The sequence below is a fragment of the Pseudomonas sp. HPB0071 genome (assembly GCF_000478505.2).
In the GTDB taxonomy this organism is placed as follows: Bacteria; Pseudomonadota; Gammaproteobacteria; order Pseudomonadales; family Pseudomonadaceae; genus Chryseomonas; species Chryseomonas luteola.
In genome coordinates this window covers 2529302-2544559 of record NZ_KI517367.1, presented here as the reverse complement: position 1 = coordinate 2544559, position 15258 = coordinate 2529302, and the positions used below count along the sequence as shown (strand labels likewise).

General features: G+C 58.2%; 13 protein-coding genes. 7 read left to right on the top strand and 6 right to left on the bottom strand.

The genetic code is table 11. The features are described from left to right. Both tsaE and HMPREF1487_RS12000 read right to left on the bottom strand, forming a co-directional pair. On the bottom strand, window positions 1-489 hold the full coding sequence (gene tsaE / locus HMPREF1487_RS12005) for a tRNA (adenosine(37)-N6)-threonylcarbamoyltransferase complex ATPase subunit type 1 TsaE (RefSeq protein ID WP_010796917.1): 489 nt from the start codon (window positions 487-489) through the stop codon (window positions 1-3). Beyond that, a complete protein-coding gene (locus HMPREF1487_RS12000) occupies window positions 477-1964 on the bottom strand; it encodes a bifunctional ADP-dependent NAD(P)H-hydrate dehydratase/NAD(P)H-hydrate epimerase (protein WP_010796916.1) in 1488 nt (495 codons plus the stop codon). Before HMPREF1487_RS12000 ends, tsaE begins: the two co-directional genes overlap by 13 nt. A gap of 58 nt (window positions 1965-2022) precedes the next feature. Between HMPREF1487_RS12000 and queG the strand changes: the two genes are divergently transcribed. Then, window positions 2023-3087, top strand: coding sequence for a tRNA epoxyqueuosine(34) reductase QueG (gene queG, locus HMPREF1487_RS11995; protein ID WP_010796915.1), 1065 nt, complete (start codon window positions 2023-2025; stop codon window positions 3085-3087). Here the strand turns inward: queG and orn are convergent. After that, on the bottom strand, window positions 3084-3626 hold the full coding sequence (gene orn / locus HMPREF1487_RS11990) for an oligoribonuclease (protein ID WP_010796914.1): 543 nt from the start codon (window positions 3624-3626) through the stop codon (window positions 3084-3086). The two genes, queG and orn, sit on opposite strands and share 4 nt — an antisense overlap. A 71-nt stretch (window positions 3627-3697) precedes the next feature. Next, window positions 3698-4468 carry an SAM-dependent methyltransferase gene (locus tag HMPREF1487_RS11985; RefSeq protein ID WP_010796913.1) on the bottom strand — a complete coding sequence of 257 codons (771 nt, stop codon included), beginning with the start codon at window positions 4466-4468 and terminating at the stop codon, window positions 3698-3700. A gap of 128 nt (window positions 4469-4596) precedes the next feature. Here HMPREF1487_RS11985 and rsgA point away from each other — a divergent pair, with 128 nt between their 5' ends. Next, window positions 4597-5616, top strand: a complete 1020-nt coding sequence (gene rsgA / locus HMPREF1487_RS11980) for a small ribosomal subunit biogenesis GTPase RsgA (RefSeq protein WP_010796912.1) — start codon at window positions 4597-4599, stop codon at window positions 5614-5616. Window positions 5617-5639: 23 nt separating this feature from the next. On the opposite strand, the gene motB is transcribed toward rsgA, so the two are convergent. Next, a complete protein-coding gene (motB, locus tag HMPREF1487_RS11975) occupies window positions 5640-6749 on the bottom strand; it encodes a flagellar motor protein MotB (protein WP_010796911.1) in 1110 nt (369 codons plus the stop codon). A gap of 12 nt (window positions 6750-6761) precedes the next feature. Next, window positions 6762-7613, bottom strand: coding sequence for a flagellar motor stator protein MotA (gene motA, locus HMPREF1487_RS11970; RefSeq protein ID WP_010796910.1), 852 nt, complete (start codon window positions 7611-7613; stop codon window positions 6762-6764). 114 nt (window positions 7614-7727) lie between these two features. Here motA and HMPREF1487_RS11965 point away from each other — a divergent pair, with 114 nt between their 5' ends. The 5 genes from HMPREF1487_RS11965 to HMPREF1487_RS11945 all read left to right on the top strand — a co-directional run bounded on the left by HMPREF1487_RS11965 (window position 7728) and on the right by HMPREF1487_RS11945 (window position 15218). After that, window positions 7728-9278, top strand: a complete 1551-nt coding sequence (locus HMPREF1487_RS11965; protein WP_010796909.1) for an HDOD domain-containing protein — start codon at window positions 7728-7730, stop codon at window positions 9276-9278. Window positions 9279-9320: 42 nt separating this feature from the next. After that, complete coding sequence (rhdA, locus tag HMPREF1487_RS11960) at window positions 9321-10133, top strand: thiosulfate sulfurtransferase (RefSeq protein WP_010796908.1); 813 nt, start codon at window positions 9321-9323, stop codon at window positions 10131-10133. A 150-nt stretch (window positions 10134-10283) separates the two neighbouring features. Continuing rightward, window positions 10284-11177 carry an archaetidylserine decarboxylase gene (asd, locus tag HMPREF1487_RS11955; RefSeq protein WP_037030727.1) on the top strand — a complete coding sequence of 298 codons (894 nt, stop codon included), beginning with the start codon at window positions 10284-10286 and terminating at the stop codon, window positions 11175-11177. 103 nt (window positions 11178-11280) lie between these two features. Beyond that, on the top strand, window positions 11281-13077 hold the full coding sequence (locus HMPREF1487_RS11950; protein ID WP_010796906.1) for a hypothetical protein: 1797 nt from the start codon (window positions 11281-11283) through the stop codon (window positions 13075-13077). A 56-nt stretch (window positions 13078-13133) separates the two neighbouring features. Continuing rightward, complete coding sequence (locus tag HMPREF1487_RS11945; RefSeq protein ID WP_010796905.1) at window positions 13134-15218, top strand: EAL domain-containing response regulator; 2085 nt, start codon at window positions 13134-13136, stop codon at window positions 15216-15218. Window positions 15219-15258 lie beyond the last annotated feature (40 nt).

The window sequence follows — 15258 nt, the reverse complement described above, 5'->3', positions numbered from 1 at the left end:
TCAAACTCCTGTGGATAGGGCGGCACGCCAGGCATCACCATGTGAGCCTTGAAAAACCAACTGCACGTTACGGCCGCCCGCATGCGGCGTAATGGTAATGTCCAGGTCCGGCTTTGGCAAAAGCCCCATGCCCCGTTCAGGCCATTCGATCAGACAAAGGGCATCACCGGTGAAGTAATCCCGGATTCCCATGAACTCGAGTTCTTCCGGATCAGCCAGACGATACAGATCGAAATGGTAGACCCGGATCTCACCGATCTCGTACGGCTCGACCAGCGTAAAGGTAGGGCTCTTGACCGCACCTGTATGGCCTAGACCCCGCACGATGCCGCGTGACAAGGTCGTCTTGCCGGCTCCGAGGTCTCCGTGAAGATAAAGCGTTCCACGGCCGCCGCTGGCCTGGGCTATCATGCTGCCCAGGGCTGTCATGGCGTCCTCGTCAGGCGCGAACAGGGTTATCGTCTCGGACGAAGGCGTTACTGCAGACATGGATTGTAACTCTCTAAAAGCTGACGAACGGTATCGGGTAAATCACTGGCAGCCAGTCCTCGACCATGCTGTCCCAGCAGCTCTCCTGCACGGCCATGTAGCCAGGCGCCCAGGCAGGCAGCATCGAACACCGAGAGGTGTTGTGCCAGTAAGGCAGCAATAATGCCTGTGAGCACATCACCTGCGCCACCGGTAGACATCGCCGGGTGACCACGCCCGCAGAGCGCCATGCGGCCATCCGGTGCAGCAATAAGCGTCCCGAGGCCTTTGAGCAGTACCACTGCGCCATAGTGCTCCGCCAGCTTTCGGGCTGCGGCCGGGCGTCGACTCTGAATCGTGGCAATATCGCTGCGCAACAGGCGCGCAGCCTCACCTGGGTGAGGGGTCATGATCCACTCGCCCCTGGGCTTGGTGACCGCCTGGCTGGCCAGCAGGTTGAGCGCATCGGCATCCCATACCTGAGGTACTTCTCGGGACGCCGCCACGCTGATCACACTGCGGCTCCAGGCGCCCTGCCCCAGACCAGGCCCGACGGCCAGGACATCGGCTTTTTCTGCCAGGGCAATGACTTTACCCGCGGACTCGACACCTGCCACCATCACTTCAGGTCGACGTGCCAGCACAGGCGCCACATTCGAAGGTCGCGTAGCCAGGGAAATCATGCCGGCGCCGCAGCGGAGCGCTGCCTCGGAGGCCATGAGCGCAGCGCCTCCAGTGCCCTCATCCCCTCCAATGACCAACACATGGCCGAAGTTGCCCTTGTGCGAGCTGCGCTTACGCGGCTTAAGCTTGGGCAGATTACGGGGCGCCAGGCGTTGCGCCATGGCATCGGCAGGATTCTGGGGTTCCTCAACCAGGGCGGCAAACTCGATACTGCCGCAGTAGTCAGGCCCATTGCCTGTCAACAGGCCAAGCTTGAGACCGATAAAGGTAATGGTAAGGTTGGCTTTGACGGCTTGATCCTTGACAAAGCCTGTATCAGCGTTGAGCCCCGAGGGAATATCGACGGCCACGACCGGAAGGTCGCAGCTATTGATCTGCTCGATGGCCTTGGCATACGGCTCACGTACCTCGCCGGAAAAGCCGGTACCCAGCAGGGCGTCCACTACAACGCCTGTCAGCTTTACGCCCGCTCGCCAAGGCTCCGGGTTGATACCGGTACCCTTGGCCTCCATATATGCCTTGGCCGCATCGCCTTCGAGCTTTTCAGGGTCGCTCAGGTAATACACGTTTACCGGCCAGCCACTCCGCTGAGCAAGCGAGGCGATTAGATAACCGTCTGCGCCATTGTTACCGCCCCCGGCAAAAACAGTCAGTGCACCGGCATCGGGCCAGCGTTGACGCAGGGACCGCCAGGCGGCTCGCGCGGCACGGTGCATAAGTTCGAAACCGGAAGTACCCGATTCGATCAGACGCGCGTCGAGCGCTCGTACCTGCGCAGCGCTATAGAGGGAAAGCGGCAGTTCGTCGTGCATGCGATACCAAGCTCCAAGGTCTGGCAAAATAGGTTCTCGTCAGTAACTTAAACACGTCATGTCTTCTTACGCACTCGATCTCGATACGCTAGCAGCCTCCATCAAGGAATGGGGTCGCGAGCTGGGCTTTCAGCAGACCGGCATTACCGGTGTAGCGCTGGGCGACCACGAAGCGTACCTCGAGCGCTGGCTGGCCGCGGGCTATCACGGCGAGATGGACTATATGGCCGCACACGGGCAAAAACGTTCGCGCCCGGACGAACTGGTGCCAGGTACGCTACGGATCGTTTCGCTTCGTATGGATTATCTGCCGGGCGATACCGACATGGCGAAGCGACTGGCGGACCCTGCACACGCCTATATCTCTCGCTACGCTCTGGGCCGCGATTATCACAAACTGATCCGCAAACGGCTGCAACAGCTGGCCGAACGTATTCAAGCCGCGATTGGCCCGTTCGGCTACCGTGCATTCGTCGACAGCGCCCCTGTGCTTGAGAAAGCGCTGGCGGAAAAGGCCGGCCTGGGCTGGATCGGCAAGAACACGCTGGTGCTCAACCGCAAGGCAGGCAGTTATTTCTTTCTGGGAGAACTCTTTACCGACCTACCCTTACCTGTCGATGAGCCTCATCCCAGCAATCACTGTGGCCGATGCAGCGCCTGCATGGATATCTGTCCGACACAGGCGTTCGTTGCCCCCTATGTACTGGATGCGCGGCGCTGCATTTCCTACCTGACGATCGAGTTCAAGGGCTCGATTCCCGAGGAACTGCGCCCGTTGATCGGCAACCGGGTCTTTGGCTGCGATGACTGCCAGATTGTCTGCCCCTGGAACCGATTCGCCAAACCCACCGCGCAACCGGACTTCCAGCCACGGCATAACCTGGACAACAGTGATCTGGTGACGCTATTTCGTTGGACGGAAGACGAATTTCTAAGCCGTACGGAGGGTTCGCCCTTGCGCCGGGCAGGCTACGAGCGCTGGCTGCGCAACCTGGCGGTGGCGCTGGGCAACGCGCCTACCAGCATTCCGGTGGTCGAAGCATTGAAGGTGCACCAGCAACACCCATCCCCACTTGTACGTGAACATGTGGAGTGGGCGCTGGGTCGTCACGGCTATGCCTAGACCTTGATGAAATGCTTGCGGTAGTAGCGCAGCTCCTCAATGGAGTCACGGATATCGTCCAACGCCAGATGACTGCCGGTCTTCTTTACGCCATCACGGACATGAGGAGCCCATCGCGCCGCCAGCTCTTTCAGGGTTGAAACATCCAGGTTGCGATAGTGGAAATAGGCTTCCAGCTGCGGCATGTGCCGATAAAGAAAGCGGCGGTCCTGGCAAATGCTGTTTCCGCAAATGGGCGACTTGCGCGCCGGCACCCACTGCTCGAGGAAGGCCAGGGTCTGGCGCTCGGCCTCCGCCATGCTGATGGTGCTTTCGCGGACCCGCTGGGTCAGGCCTGACTGGCCGTGCTGACGTGTGTTCCACTCGTCCATGCCGTTCAGAATCTCGTCCGGCTGATGAATCGCGATGACCGGACCTTCGGCCAAGGTGTTCAGCTCACTGTCCGTCACGATGGTGGCCATTTCTATGATCACATCGTTATCCGGATCCAGGCCGGTCATTTCGAGGTCGATCCAGATCAGGTTCTGGTCATTCTGCATGGCAATACTCCTTAAGCAATGCAGGCAGTTTAGCGGAATAAATACAGCTCGGCTGGCCTTGCGCCACGCCGTCAGCGTTGCCAGATGAGAATTTTCGACTGGCGCCAGTCATTCAGCTCGATGACCTGCCGGGGAGGCACACCCGGAATCTCGAACGTGTTGCTGACAAACAGCGCACCCGGACGCATTTCGGCCTGCGCTTTTTTCCATAGGTCAGGCATTGGGGCGGGCGAGAGAAAACAGTAGACGACATCGTATTCAGCCAGATCGACTTTCCAGAGGCTCTGATAACGAATCCGACAGTTACGCCGCGGTAGGCAGCGCAGCCAGGAGAGCAGAAAACTCATCGGCGCGGTCTCGACGCCCGTAAAATGGCTCTTAGGGTGTAAACGCGACAGATAGACGAGCGTTCCGGCCAGACCGCTTCCCAGGTCGATGAAAGACACCTTGTCTGATCGTTCGGCTATCAGCTCACTGAGCTTTCGCTGTGTCTCATGCCCGGTCAGATAGAGCGGAACCCGTTCGGTCAGGCTGTTCCAGTTCAAGAGCAGAATAACGAAAAATCCTGCGAGAAAGACCCAACCGGGAATGGCATAACCGGCGAAGGCAACCAGGGCTGGTACGAAAGCCAGATTGATGAAGAGCCACCAACGGTGCAGGCCCATCCACTGCCCAAGCGCTGCGGCCAGGACCCCTTGCAGGCACGCCGCACCGATCAACGGTGCGCGGTAATGGAGCGTAACCAGACCAACCTGTAGAACAATCCAGGTAACAAGCAGTGCAAGCACCTGCACCAGTAATGCAAGGATAGCGGGATATCGGCGGCGTAAGGTGTCGGGCATATGGCCAAGTCATAACAGCGGATAATGCTGTGCAGTCTAGCCAAGATCCGACCGCTGGACGATCTCTGCCCCGGCAGACGAACCGCCTGTTAGACTTTATCTTTACTTCAGGTTTATCGAGCTACTTAATGGCCAAACGCCACCTCACTCGCCGGCAAAGCTGGCGTATTGAAAAGATTCAGACCGAACGTGCGGCTCGCGCCGAGCGTCGGGAGTCCCGGTTGATCGAAGAGCTTGAGGGTGGCGACCTGGGCCCGGAGTTGACGGGTCGGATCATTGCCCACTTTGGTGTACAGGTAGAGGTGGAGGGCGAAGACGGCCAGCTCCAGCGCTGCCACTTGCGCGCCAACCTGCCAGCCCTGGTGACGGGAGACAGGGTAGTCTGGCGGGCGGGTAATCAGGGCATTGGCGTTATCGTCGCCCAGCTGCCTCGAATTTCGGAGCTGTGCCGTCCCGACATGCGGGGTGTCCTGAAGCCAGTTGCGGCCAACGTCGATCGATTGATCATTGTATTTGCGCCGATTCCCGAGCCCCACAGCAACCTGATCGACCGCTATCTGGTCGCAGCCGAGCATGCCAGCATTCAGCCTATTCTACTGTTGAACAAGGCTGATCTGATCGATGAAAGTAATGCCGAGCGGATGGATAACCTGCTGGGCATCTACAACAACCTGGGCTACCCCTTGCTCGAAGTATCGGCGTTGAACGGCCTAAGCCTGGACAAGCTGAAAGAGACGCTCGATGGACACATCAGTGTTTTCGTAGGGCAGTCCGGTGTAGGCAAATCATCGCTGGTAAACGCCTTGCTGCCGGGCGTGGACACGCGTGTCGGGGCTTTGTCCGAGATAACTGGCAAAGGAACGCATACGACCACCACTGCCCGCCTGTTCCACTTCCCGGGCGGTGGCGATCTGATCGACTCACCCGGTATCCGCGAGTTCGGCCTGGGTCATGTAAGCCGTCAGGATGTGGAAGCCGGCTTTATCGAGTTCACCGACCTTATCGGGCATTGCCGCTTCCGTGACTGTAAGCACGACCGGGAGCCGGGCTGTGCTTTTCTAGCGGCGCAGGAAGAGGGACGAATTCACCCTCAACGCATGGCCAGTTACCGTCACATTATCGCCAGCCTGCCCGAACCTGAGTACTAGGTCCGGGCAGACCCTCTTTACCGCTAGGGCTTAGGCGGCGGGCTCATTTGCAGAGCACCGTCGTCGAAGGCATTGATTTCCTTCTTCAGGTCGATGCCCTTGAGCGGGTTGGCCAGATTACTCGTAGCCTTCACGCTACCGGGGCTATCGGTCGAGGCACCCGTGTCGCTGCCTGCCGGAGCCTGGCCCGGAGTCGCGGTCGGCGGGGTATCGGCTTGGCCGCCATTGTCACCCTCGATGGCCTTCTGAGCCTTCTTGGTCAGAACAACAATGTCGATACGACGGTTGACCGGGTCGAGCGGGTCCTTGCGATCGAACAGTGCCGACGAGGCATACCCTACTACACGGGCCACCTGGTTCTCTGGGTAACTACCTGCCACCAGCGCTCGACGGGCCGCATTGGCACGAGCAGCCGACAATTCCCAGTTGCCGTAGTACCCCTTCCCTACGAACGGCTTGGCATCGGTGTGACCGCTGATGCTGATCTTGTTCGGAACTTCCCTGATCGTATCCGCCATGGCCAGCAGGATATTCTCGAAGTACATCTTCAGCTCAGCACTGCCCGAGTCGAACATCGGCCGATTTTCCGCATCGACGATCTGGATACGCAGGCCGTCCTGAGTGATCTCGAGCAGGATCTGATCCTTGAAACGCTGCAGATCCGGGTTATCGTTGATCTTGTTCTGCAATTCCTGCAGGAGCAGTTGCAGGCGCTCCTTGTCGATCTTCTCCGCGATGTTCTCGGCCTGCTGAGCATCAATGCCGCCCGCATCAGCCGGACTCGGCTTGGTAGTCTGGTCGATCTGTTCCTCATCAGTGCTATCAGGTGAATCCGGCGTCTTGGGGTCATTTTCCATCGTCGGGTTCAGCGTCTGATTGGGAGACGGTGTTGGCGTACCGCCAAGGTCGATCACATAAGGACTTCCGCTTTCCGTAAACCCGATCGGGTCCTGAAAGTAGCCTGAAATGGCGATCCGCTGCTCGGGAGTGGTCGAAATCAACAGCCACATCACCAGGAAGAACGCCATCAGGGCTGTCATGAAGTCGGCGAAGGCAATCTTCCAGGCGCCGCCATGGTGCCCGCCTTCAACTTTCTTGACGCGCTTTATGATAATGGGCTGGTTGTTATCCATGATGGCTTAACCTCACGCGCCGCGCATTGCTTGCTCAAGCTCGATGAAGCTTGGGCGATGGGCGGGATACAGGACTTTACGACCGAACTCGACAGCCACGGTTGGCGGCATGCCCGATGCGGAAGCAACCAGGGTGGCCTTGATGGACTCGAGAACGTTCAGTTCTTCCTTGGCGTCATGCTCGAGCGAGGCAGCCAAGGGTGCAAAGAAGCCGTAGGACGCCAGAATACCCAGGAAAGTACCTACCAGGGCAGTACCTACGCTCGCACCAATCTTGATGGTGTCCCCTTCGGCCAACAGGCCCATGGTAATTACGATACCCAGTACCGCTGCCACAATACCCATGGCTGGCATACCGTCGGCGATCTTGGCTACGGCATGAGAGGGGTGCTCAAGGTCAGCCTTGGTGCTGTTCAGCTCCATGTCGAATAACCCTTCCAATTCGTGCGGAGCCATATTGCCAGACGACATCAGACGCAGATAATCAGTGATGAAGGCTGTCATCCGTGCATCTTTGAGGATGGCTGGGTATTTGCTGAAGATTGGGCTTTCGTTAGGCTCTTCAATATCGCCCTCGATGGACATCATGCCCTCACGACGGCTCTTGTTGAGGATTTCGTAGAGTAGCTTGAGCACGTCCAGGTAGTACGCATGAGTGAAGCGATGACCAAACATGGACAAAGACTTCTTAAACACGATCTTGAAGGTGCTGCCCGAGTTGGCCTGTAAAAAGGCACCCAACGAAGCGCCACCAATCGTCAGCACTTCGTAAGGATGCACGAGAGCCATGATACTGCCGCCCGATAGCACGAAGCCTGCGAGTATGCTACCGATGACAACGATAATGCCGATGATCTTGACCATGATTTTCAAACACTTCTAGTTAAACAAGGGCCCACAAAGAGGCTGCTGATTTAGTTATCGGATAATCTGCGCCAGACTGTAGGTATTTCTGTAAGCCATTCATGCGAGCTCTCTATGTCCATTACTACCGCTCGTCCAAATACGCTCGACGCCTGGCTGAAAAGGCTGGAAAGCGTACGTTTATCCGTACCCCAGGAAGTCAAGGAAGATGTCCGCAGGGCTCTGGCCAATGGCAACAAGACCGTTCCTGAAATTGCCGAGGTGGCGCTTCAGTCACCGATCCTGTCGCTGGTGCTGCTAAGGGAGTCCAATCGAAGCCAGCTTGGCCGGGAGAATCCTGCGGTTTCGCTGGAAGTAGCCTTGAGCCGGCTCGGGCTGGGTCCTACTGAGTACCTGTTATCGGCACTTCCGTCGGAAGCTAAAGAGAAATACTCGCCAGCCCTTTCGCAGCTCTTGTTGATCAGCGAACACGCCATGGCGCAGGCCAATGGCCTCTTCGGCAATACCCTGGCTCGCCTGCGCCAGGAGGTTCGTCTCTCTACGCTTCTGTTCCTGGCGCCCGTGTGGCCACTGGCTCAGGCTTATCCAGAACTCTGGGAAGAATGGGAGCAGCGGGTACTGGGCAACAACGAGCCGGCCATCACGGTCGAGCAGGAGCTGCTTGGCGTACCCCTTCTGGACCTGTGCCTGACCCTAGCCGAGCGCTGGAGCCTGCCCGCCTGGGTTGTAGACGGATATCGCCTGCTGGTGAAGGACCGTCGCCGCCTGGTCAAGGCGCTGCACATTGCCCACAACGATGCCCATCCTCTTCAGCAGCAACAGCGCCTGGATGAGGACTTGCCGCTACGTCGGTGGCTCACCCAGCCCGGCAACACAATTCTGTTGGCGAATGGCCTGGCCGTGGCCGCCCACCAGAGCTGGAGCAACCCGCACATCCTCCGCTGGCAACGGCTGGTCGGCCTCTATATGCATGAGTCACTGGATCATATTCAGCAGGTCACCCATCAGGCCGCCGCGCAGCATGCTCGCCAACAGTTCATTCCAGGCCTTTGGCATCCGGCCGAAGCCCTGATCTGGCCCTGGGATGCAAGACGCCTGCACTCAAACAAGAAGGCCGCGCCTGACACCCAATCAGCCGCGGCCAATAACCAAACGCCAGGCGATGGGCTGGACGCATGGCGCCGATATTGTGCCGAACTGGTAAAGACGCCCAGTTCCTTTAGCAACGGCATCCAGCTGACGGCTTGCGCCAGGGATGCCTTGGCGGCAACCGGCCTGCCACGCCTGCTCCTGTTGACACCCGATGCGGACCAAACAGTGCTCATGGCCCAAGGCATCCATGGCCTGCCCGAGGCAGCCAAGGGGCTTCAGCTGCCTATCAACAATCATCCCCTGCTGCGCAAGCTGATGAGCGATCCCGCCCAACTTCGTATTACCCCGGAGAACAGCGCTCAGTTTCGCCCTCACCTGCCTGGTAATCTGCAAGCCCTGTTTCCACACTCACACATGGTGCTGCGCTCGATGGGCAACAAAGGTCGCGTTTCGATGCTGGCTATCATTGACAACGGAGGCGAGCCGTTTTCCGAGCGCGACCAGCAGGCTATCAATAAAACTGTCACCTGCATCGAGCGTGGCGTGACGAGTTACGCCCAACGACTCACATGATCGCTACAATCGAACCCATGATTTCAGACCGGATGACCTGATATGTCCTTTACAGACCTGCCGCTCGTGATCGAGCCTGCCGACCTTGCCGCCCGCCTCGACACGCCGGAGCTGATTCTGGTCGATCTATCCAGCGCTGCGCATTATGCCGAGGGGCATGTGCCCGGCGCCCACTTCATTGCGCCCCAGCGTACACAATTGGGCAAACCTCCAGCGCCAGGGCTTCTCCCTGAAAAAGCCGACCTGGAAATGTTGTTCAGCGAACTGGGCCATCGCCCTGAGGCCGTTTATGTCGTGTATGACGACGAAGGCGGTGGCTGGGCAGGACGGTTCATCTGGTTGCTGGATGTGATCGGTCATCACCGCTACCATTACCTTAACGGCGGCCGTCATGCCTGGATCGAAGCGGGCCTGCCATTGACGCAGGATGTGCCACCGCCGGTGGATACGCCGGTTAACCTCACGCTGCATGATGAGCCTACTGCAACGCGTGAGTATCTGCAGAGCCGCTTGGGTGCGGAAGATCTGGCCATCTGGGATGCACGCGGGCCACAGGAATATCGAGGCGAAAAAGTCCTGGCAGCCAAGGGCGGGCATATCCCGGGCGCCATCAATTTCGAGTGGACGGCCGGCATGGACCCGGCACATAGCCTGCGTATCCGCAGCGATATGGCCGAAACACTTAATGCCTTGGGGATCACGCCCGATAAGGAAGTGATTACCCATTGCCAGACGCACCACCGCTCGGGATTTACCTATCTGGTCGCCAAGGCGCTGGGCTACCCCCGAATCAAGGGTTATGCCGGCTCCTGGGGAGAATGGGGAAATCATCCGGATACACCGGTCGAACGCTGATAGCGGGTTTCCAGCGGCGAGCCGAATGGCTGTACAATGAAACGAGAACCGGGTCACAGCAATCTGACCCGGCCTTTTCTGTTTTGCCTTGTCTGGCCTCGCCCGCGGGTTCACGCTTCATATATTGCCGCTCAAGGACACACCATGAATTTGAAAGACCGCCTGTTCATTCTTAGCCAGCACGTACTGCCTCATCACTTCCTTTCACGGTTGATTGGCGGCTTCGCCGAGTGCCGGATGCCTTGGTTCAAGAATGCCCTGACGGCATGGTTTGCCCGTCGCTACGACGTGGATATGCGCCAGGCTCAGGTCGAAGACCTGACGGCATACGAAAACTTCAATGCATTCTTTACCCGCAGCTTAAAGCCAGATGCACGTCCGCTACCGGAAGATCCGACAGCCATTGTTAGCCCGAGCGACGGCGAAGTCAGCCAGATCGGTCAGGTCGAGCATGGCCGTATTTTTCAGGCCAAGGGGCATAGCTACAGTCTGCTGGAGCTTGTAGGTGGTGATGCCCAACGGGCTGCACCGTTCATGGGTGGATCGTTCGCGACGATCTACTTATCGCCCAAGGACTATCACCGCGTACACATGCCCATTTCCGGCACGCTGAAAGAGATGGTGTATGTGCCCGGGCGAATCTTTTCGGTCAATCACCTGACCGCCGAGAACGTTCCGGAATTGTTTGCCCGCAATGAACGTGTCGTGTGCATCTTCGATACCGAACGCGGTCCGATGGCCATGATTCTGGTCGGTGCCATGATCGTGGCCAGTATCGAGACCGTTTGGGCCGGTATGGTGACACCACCCAAGCGCATGTTGAAAACAACACGTTACGACGAAGCGGCACGTGCGCTCATTCATCTGGAAAAAGGTGAAGAAATGGGCCGTTTCAAGCTGGGCTCCACGGTTATCGTCCTGTTTGGCCCTGATCAAGTGAACTGGGCTCAGGAGCTAGGCGCCTTCAGCACGGTCAATATGGGACAGCAGATTGGCTCGCCCAAGGTCGCCGAGGTTATCGAGCCTCTGTTGGGAGACGTCTGACACCTGCGACACAGGGACGCTAGCCCGATACCGCTGGCGTCCAGTAGTTGAATATTGGGGATAATGACTGTTATCGCCGCTCAGTCTGGAGAACCGACAGTCAATGGATAGTAAAGGCCCTCAGCAGTTGCTGCGGGTACCGACGCCCACGCAGCGGAGCCTTACGTTCTGCGAAGCCAGCCCCGCCGGATTGAAACGCTGGCTGGACCAATTGCCGCGAGCAAAGCTCGGGGAAGTGGCGCGTCTGTTGTACCAGGGGATGCTGGAAATCAACCAGCTGATCCAGTCGAACGATCAACGTCTGCGCATGCTTGAGTTATTGCGACCGGAAGTGAACCGGACGTGTGTCATGCTCGAACGCCATGTTCTTGACCAGCCCATTGTGCTGGACGAGCGCTCACGCAAGGTAGCCAACCTGTGTCAGGCGCTACAGAACCATATGGCGGCAGGCTACAAGTTGGTGGTGGTCGACGAACTCAATACGCCCTCGCGTGATCGGGCCAGCCTGTTGCCATTGGCCCTACAGCGCGCCATGAAAGGCCTTTACGGCCCGCTGATTCGCGCAGCCCAATTGTATACCCCAGCAGCCGATCATCTCTGGCTGGAGCTGCATCAGCTCTTCCAGATCGCCCTGCGTCTCAACCTGCAGGGCCAGCGTGTACGGGACGACCTACTGACGCGCCCTGACGGCCAGAGTTTGCAGGAGGCCTATGCTGTCCCGCTGTTATTTGGGGCAGCGCGGTGTAACCAGATGCGCCAGCGTCAGATTGCCCAGCTGGTCGAGTACCTCGATCAATGGGCAAATCTCGTGCAGATAAAACCCGCTGACCAGCCAGGCGTACTGTTTGTAGTCGCACCTCAGATCGATGCGCCGCCACGTTACCGAACCCTCCTCAAGGAGGCCAGCCTGAGCGGCCTGCTAGGCCTGTCAACACAGGTATTGGTCAGCCAGATTTCTGATTATCTGGCATTGCCACCGGAGGAGCGCAGCCGTGCACGCCTGCCAGTGCAGCCGGACATCAGCACGGACCTGCTGCAACACCTGCGCGCGGCATGGGGGCAGGAATCCGACCGGGCCTTTCAGCGCACCCCGGGTCAAGGACGCCTGGAGATCTGCATTGGCATGAGTGCGCTGCACTATCACCTTTCGGGTCGCGTAGCCTTTGCCCAGACGCTCAACCTGCCGGAACCGCCCAAGTCCAAGCCGGACTTTGCCCCGGCCGAGAAGACGTCGGATGTATGGTCACTGGCCTTCGATGCCGAGCACAATACAAGTTTGGACGCGCATGAGGAAATCCACTACGACACGCCTGTGGATGTGAAAAGCGAACAGATTGAGCTGGATAAAACCTACCCCCTCTTCTCGCTGCCCATCGTCAATCACAGTCCGGGCGGCTACTGCGTCAGCTGGCCTGGGGAAGTGCCGGACCAACTGCAAGCGGGTGAAGTGCTGGGGCTGCGCGGCCTGAACGAGAACAGCTGGGGGATTGCAGTCATTCGCTGGATACGCCAGGTCCCTGGCAGCGGTACCCAGATGGGCGTCGAGCTGTTGGCGCCTACGGCTCGCCCCTGTGGATTGCAGCTGCTTCGCAAGACCGAGCAACACAGCCAATATCTGAGAGGCCTGCTGCTTCCAGAAATCAAGGCCATAGACCAGTCTCCCTCTCTCGTTGCCCCGCGTCTGCCCTTCCAAGAAGGCAGCAAGATTCAGATCAATCAGAAGGGAGTCGAGCAACAAGGCATGCTGACAAGGCGTCAAAATGCTACCGTTAGCTTCAGCGTCTTCGAATACCGTCTGCTGGAGCAGGCGCGACCGACGCCAGAAACACCCAGGCCGGGAAGCCAGGGACCGTCCTCCAACACAGAGGACGATTTTGACTCCTTATGGAAGTCTCTGTAGATTCCAGCCTCTTCGATTATTAACCGCTTTAACTGTCCGGGTTCATACGTAGACCTATGGCTATCGAAAAGAAGACCATCCGCCTGCTCATTGTTGAGGAGTCACAGAATGAAGCCGAGCGACTGGTAAGTCTGTTTCGAAATGCGGGCTGCGCAACCCGGGCACAGTGCGTCACAGAGCCGGACGAGCTGGCCACTGCACTTCAGCAGAGTTGGGACCTGCTCATTGCGGCGCCCAACTGTGAAGAGCTTTCTCCTCACGAGGCGCTCAAGACCATCAAGCGCCAGGCCAAGGATATTCCGGTTATCCAGCTGGTCGACCCTGAAGAGCCCGACGCGATTACCCAGGCTTTACTGAATGGGGCTCAGGATGCCGTTCCGCTGGGTGAAGACGAACGACTCGTGCTCGTATCCCGGCGCGAGATTGGCAATCTGGAAGTGCGGCGTGCCTATCGCACCGCCGAACTAGCCCTGCATGAAGCAGAAAAGCGATGCCAATTACTTTTGCAAAGCTCCGAAGATGCCATCGCCTATGTCCATGACGGGATGCATGTTCATGCCAATCCCATTTACCTGCAGCTATTCGGGTATACGGATGTGGAAGAACTGGAAGGGATGCCGGTCATTGATCTGGTGGCAAGCGATGATCAGCAGGCGTTTCGCGATTTTCTCAAGCAATACTCCAACGATCCCGAAGCCAACGGCACAGCCCGATTCCTCTGCCAGGGCTTGCGCGCCGATGGCTCTACCTTCACGGCGGACATGAGCTTCTCTCCAGCCACCTACGAAGATGAGCCCTGCATTCAGGTTGTCATCCGTGACGGCAACCAGAACGATGCCGAGCTGGAAGAAAAGTTGCGGGAAGCCACCAGCGTAGACCCTGTCACCGGCCTGCTGAATCGCACCCGGCTTGTAGAGGCGCTGGAAGCGGAAATGGAGAAAGTGGTCCAGCACGGTCAGACAGCCAGCTTCGCCTACCTGCAGCTGGACCGGTACGCGGCCATCCTCGCTGAAATCGGCATTTCCGACATTGATGCGCTGCTGGCCGCCCTGGCCAACCAGCTGAAAGAGCACTTCGCACCGCCAGCACTGCTTGCACGGTTCAGCGACGATGCATTTGCCGTCCTGGTTCAGGGCAGCACTGCCGAGCAGCTTGAAAGCCGCCTGAAACCACTGCTCCGTCAAGCGGTGTCACAGCCTATCGAAATCAACAAGCGGGCCTTGCAACCCTCCTATTCCATTGGCTTGACGGCTCTTGATGAGCAGACCGTCAATGCGCACGAAATCATGGACCGCGCTCACCGCTGCGCCCTGGCGATTGCTAAACAGGGCGGTAATGCCATCAAACGATACGACCCGGCAGAAGAACTGGCCGCAGCAGCCAGCCGAGGCAGCCTGATTGCCATTGTGCAACAGGCGCTGGAACAGAGCCGTTTCCGCCTGCTCTTCCAGCCACTCATCAGCCTGCGTGGTGACAGCCGCGAGCACTATGAAGTGCTGCTCCGCCTGAACAATACTCAGAACGAAGAAGTACCGCCGGCCGAGTTCTTCCGGGTAGCGGAAGAAAGCGGACTAAGTGCAAAGATAGACCGATGGGTAATCCATAACGCCATCAAGGTATTGGTCGACCACCGCGCCCGTGGGCACGATACCTGCCTGTTCATTCACCTGTCCGCCGCCTCGCTACAGGACGCAAGACTCCTGCTCTGGCTGCAGGCGGCCTTGCAGGCCGCTCGCTTACCGTCTGAATCCCTGATCTTCCAAATTAGCGAGGCCAATGCTCTGGCTCACCTCAACCAGACCAAGATCATGGCCAACGGCCTGAAAAAGCTGGGGCATCGCGTCACTCTGGGTCAATTCGGCTGTGCATTGGCGCCGTTCAATATTCTCAAGCAGGTTCCAATCGATTTCCTCAAGGTAGACGGCTCGTTTGTCCGCGACCTGGGCAATCCGGAAAACCAGGAAACGCTGAAAAACCTCATTAGCGGCATTCAGGAACACAAAAAGCTGTGCATCGTGCCGTTCGTTGAAAACGCCACGATCCTCGCAACGCTCTGGCAGTCCGGTGTGAATTACATCCAGGGTTACTACCTGCAGGAACCCAGCCAGGCAATGAACTATGAATTCGTCGCGGACGAATAAGCGACAGACATGAAAAAGCCGGCAATAGCCGGCTTTTCTT

Coding starts and splice junctions, on each gene's coding strand:
- tsaE (WP_010796917.1), bottom strand. CDS start 489: ATGTCTGCAGTAACGCCTTCGTCCGAGACGATAACCCTGTTCGCGCCT.
- HMPREF1487_RS11985 (WP_010796913.1), bottom strand. CDS start 4,468: ATGCCCGACACCTTACGCCGCCGATATCCCGCTATCCTTGCATTACTG.
- rsgA (WP_010796912.1), top strand. CDS start 4,597: ATGGCCAAACGCCACCTCACTCGCCGGCAAAGCTGGCGTATTGAAAAG.
- HMPREF1487_RS12000 (WP_010796916.1), bottom strand. CDS start 1,964: ATGCACGACGAACTGCCGCTTTCCCTCTATAGCGCTGCGCAGGTACGA.
- HMPREF1487_RS11945 (WP_010796905.1), top strand. CDS start 13,134: ATGGCTATCGAAAAGAAGACCATCCGCCTGCTCATTGTTGAGGAGTCA.
- rhdA (WP_010796908.1), top strand. CDS start 9,321: ATGTCCTTTACAGACCTGCCGCTCGTGATCGAGCCTGCCGACCTTGCC.
- HMPREF1487_RS11950 (WP_010796906.1), top strand. CDS start 11,281: ATGGATAGTAAAGGCCCTCAGCAGTTGCTGCGGGTACCGACGCCCACG.
- HMPREF1487_RS11965 (WP_010796909.1), top strand. CDS start 7,728: ATGTCCATTACTACCGCTCGTCCAAATACGCTCGACGCCTGGCTGAAA.
- motA (WP_010796910.1), bottom strand. CDS start 7,613: ATGGTCAAGATCATCGGCATTATCGTTGTCATCGGTAGCATACTCGCA.
- orn (WP_010796914.1), bottom strand. CDS start 3,626: ATGCAGAATGACCAGAACCTGATCTGGATCGACCTCGAAATGACCGGC.
- queG (WP_010796915.1), top strand. CDS start 2,023: ATGTCTTCTTACGCACTCGATCTCGATACGCTAGCAGCCTCCATCAAG.
- motB (WP_010796911.1), bottom strand. CDS start 6,749: ATGGATAACAACCAGCCCATTATCATAAAGCGCGTCAAGAAAGTTGAA.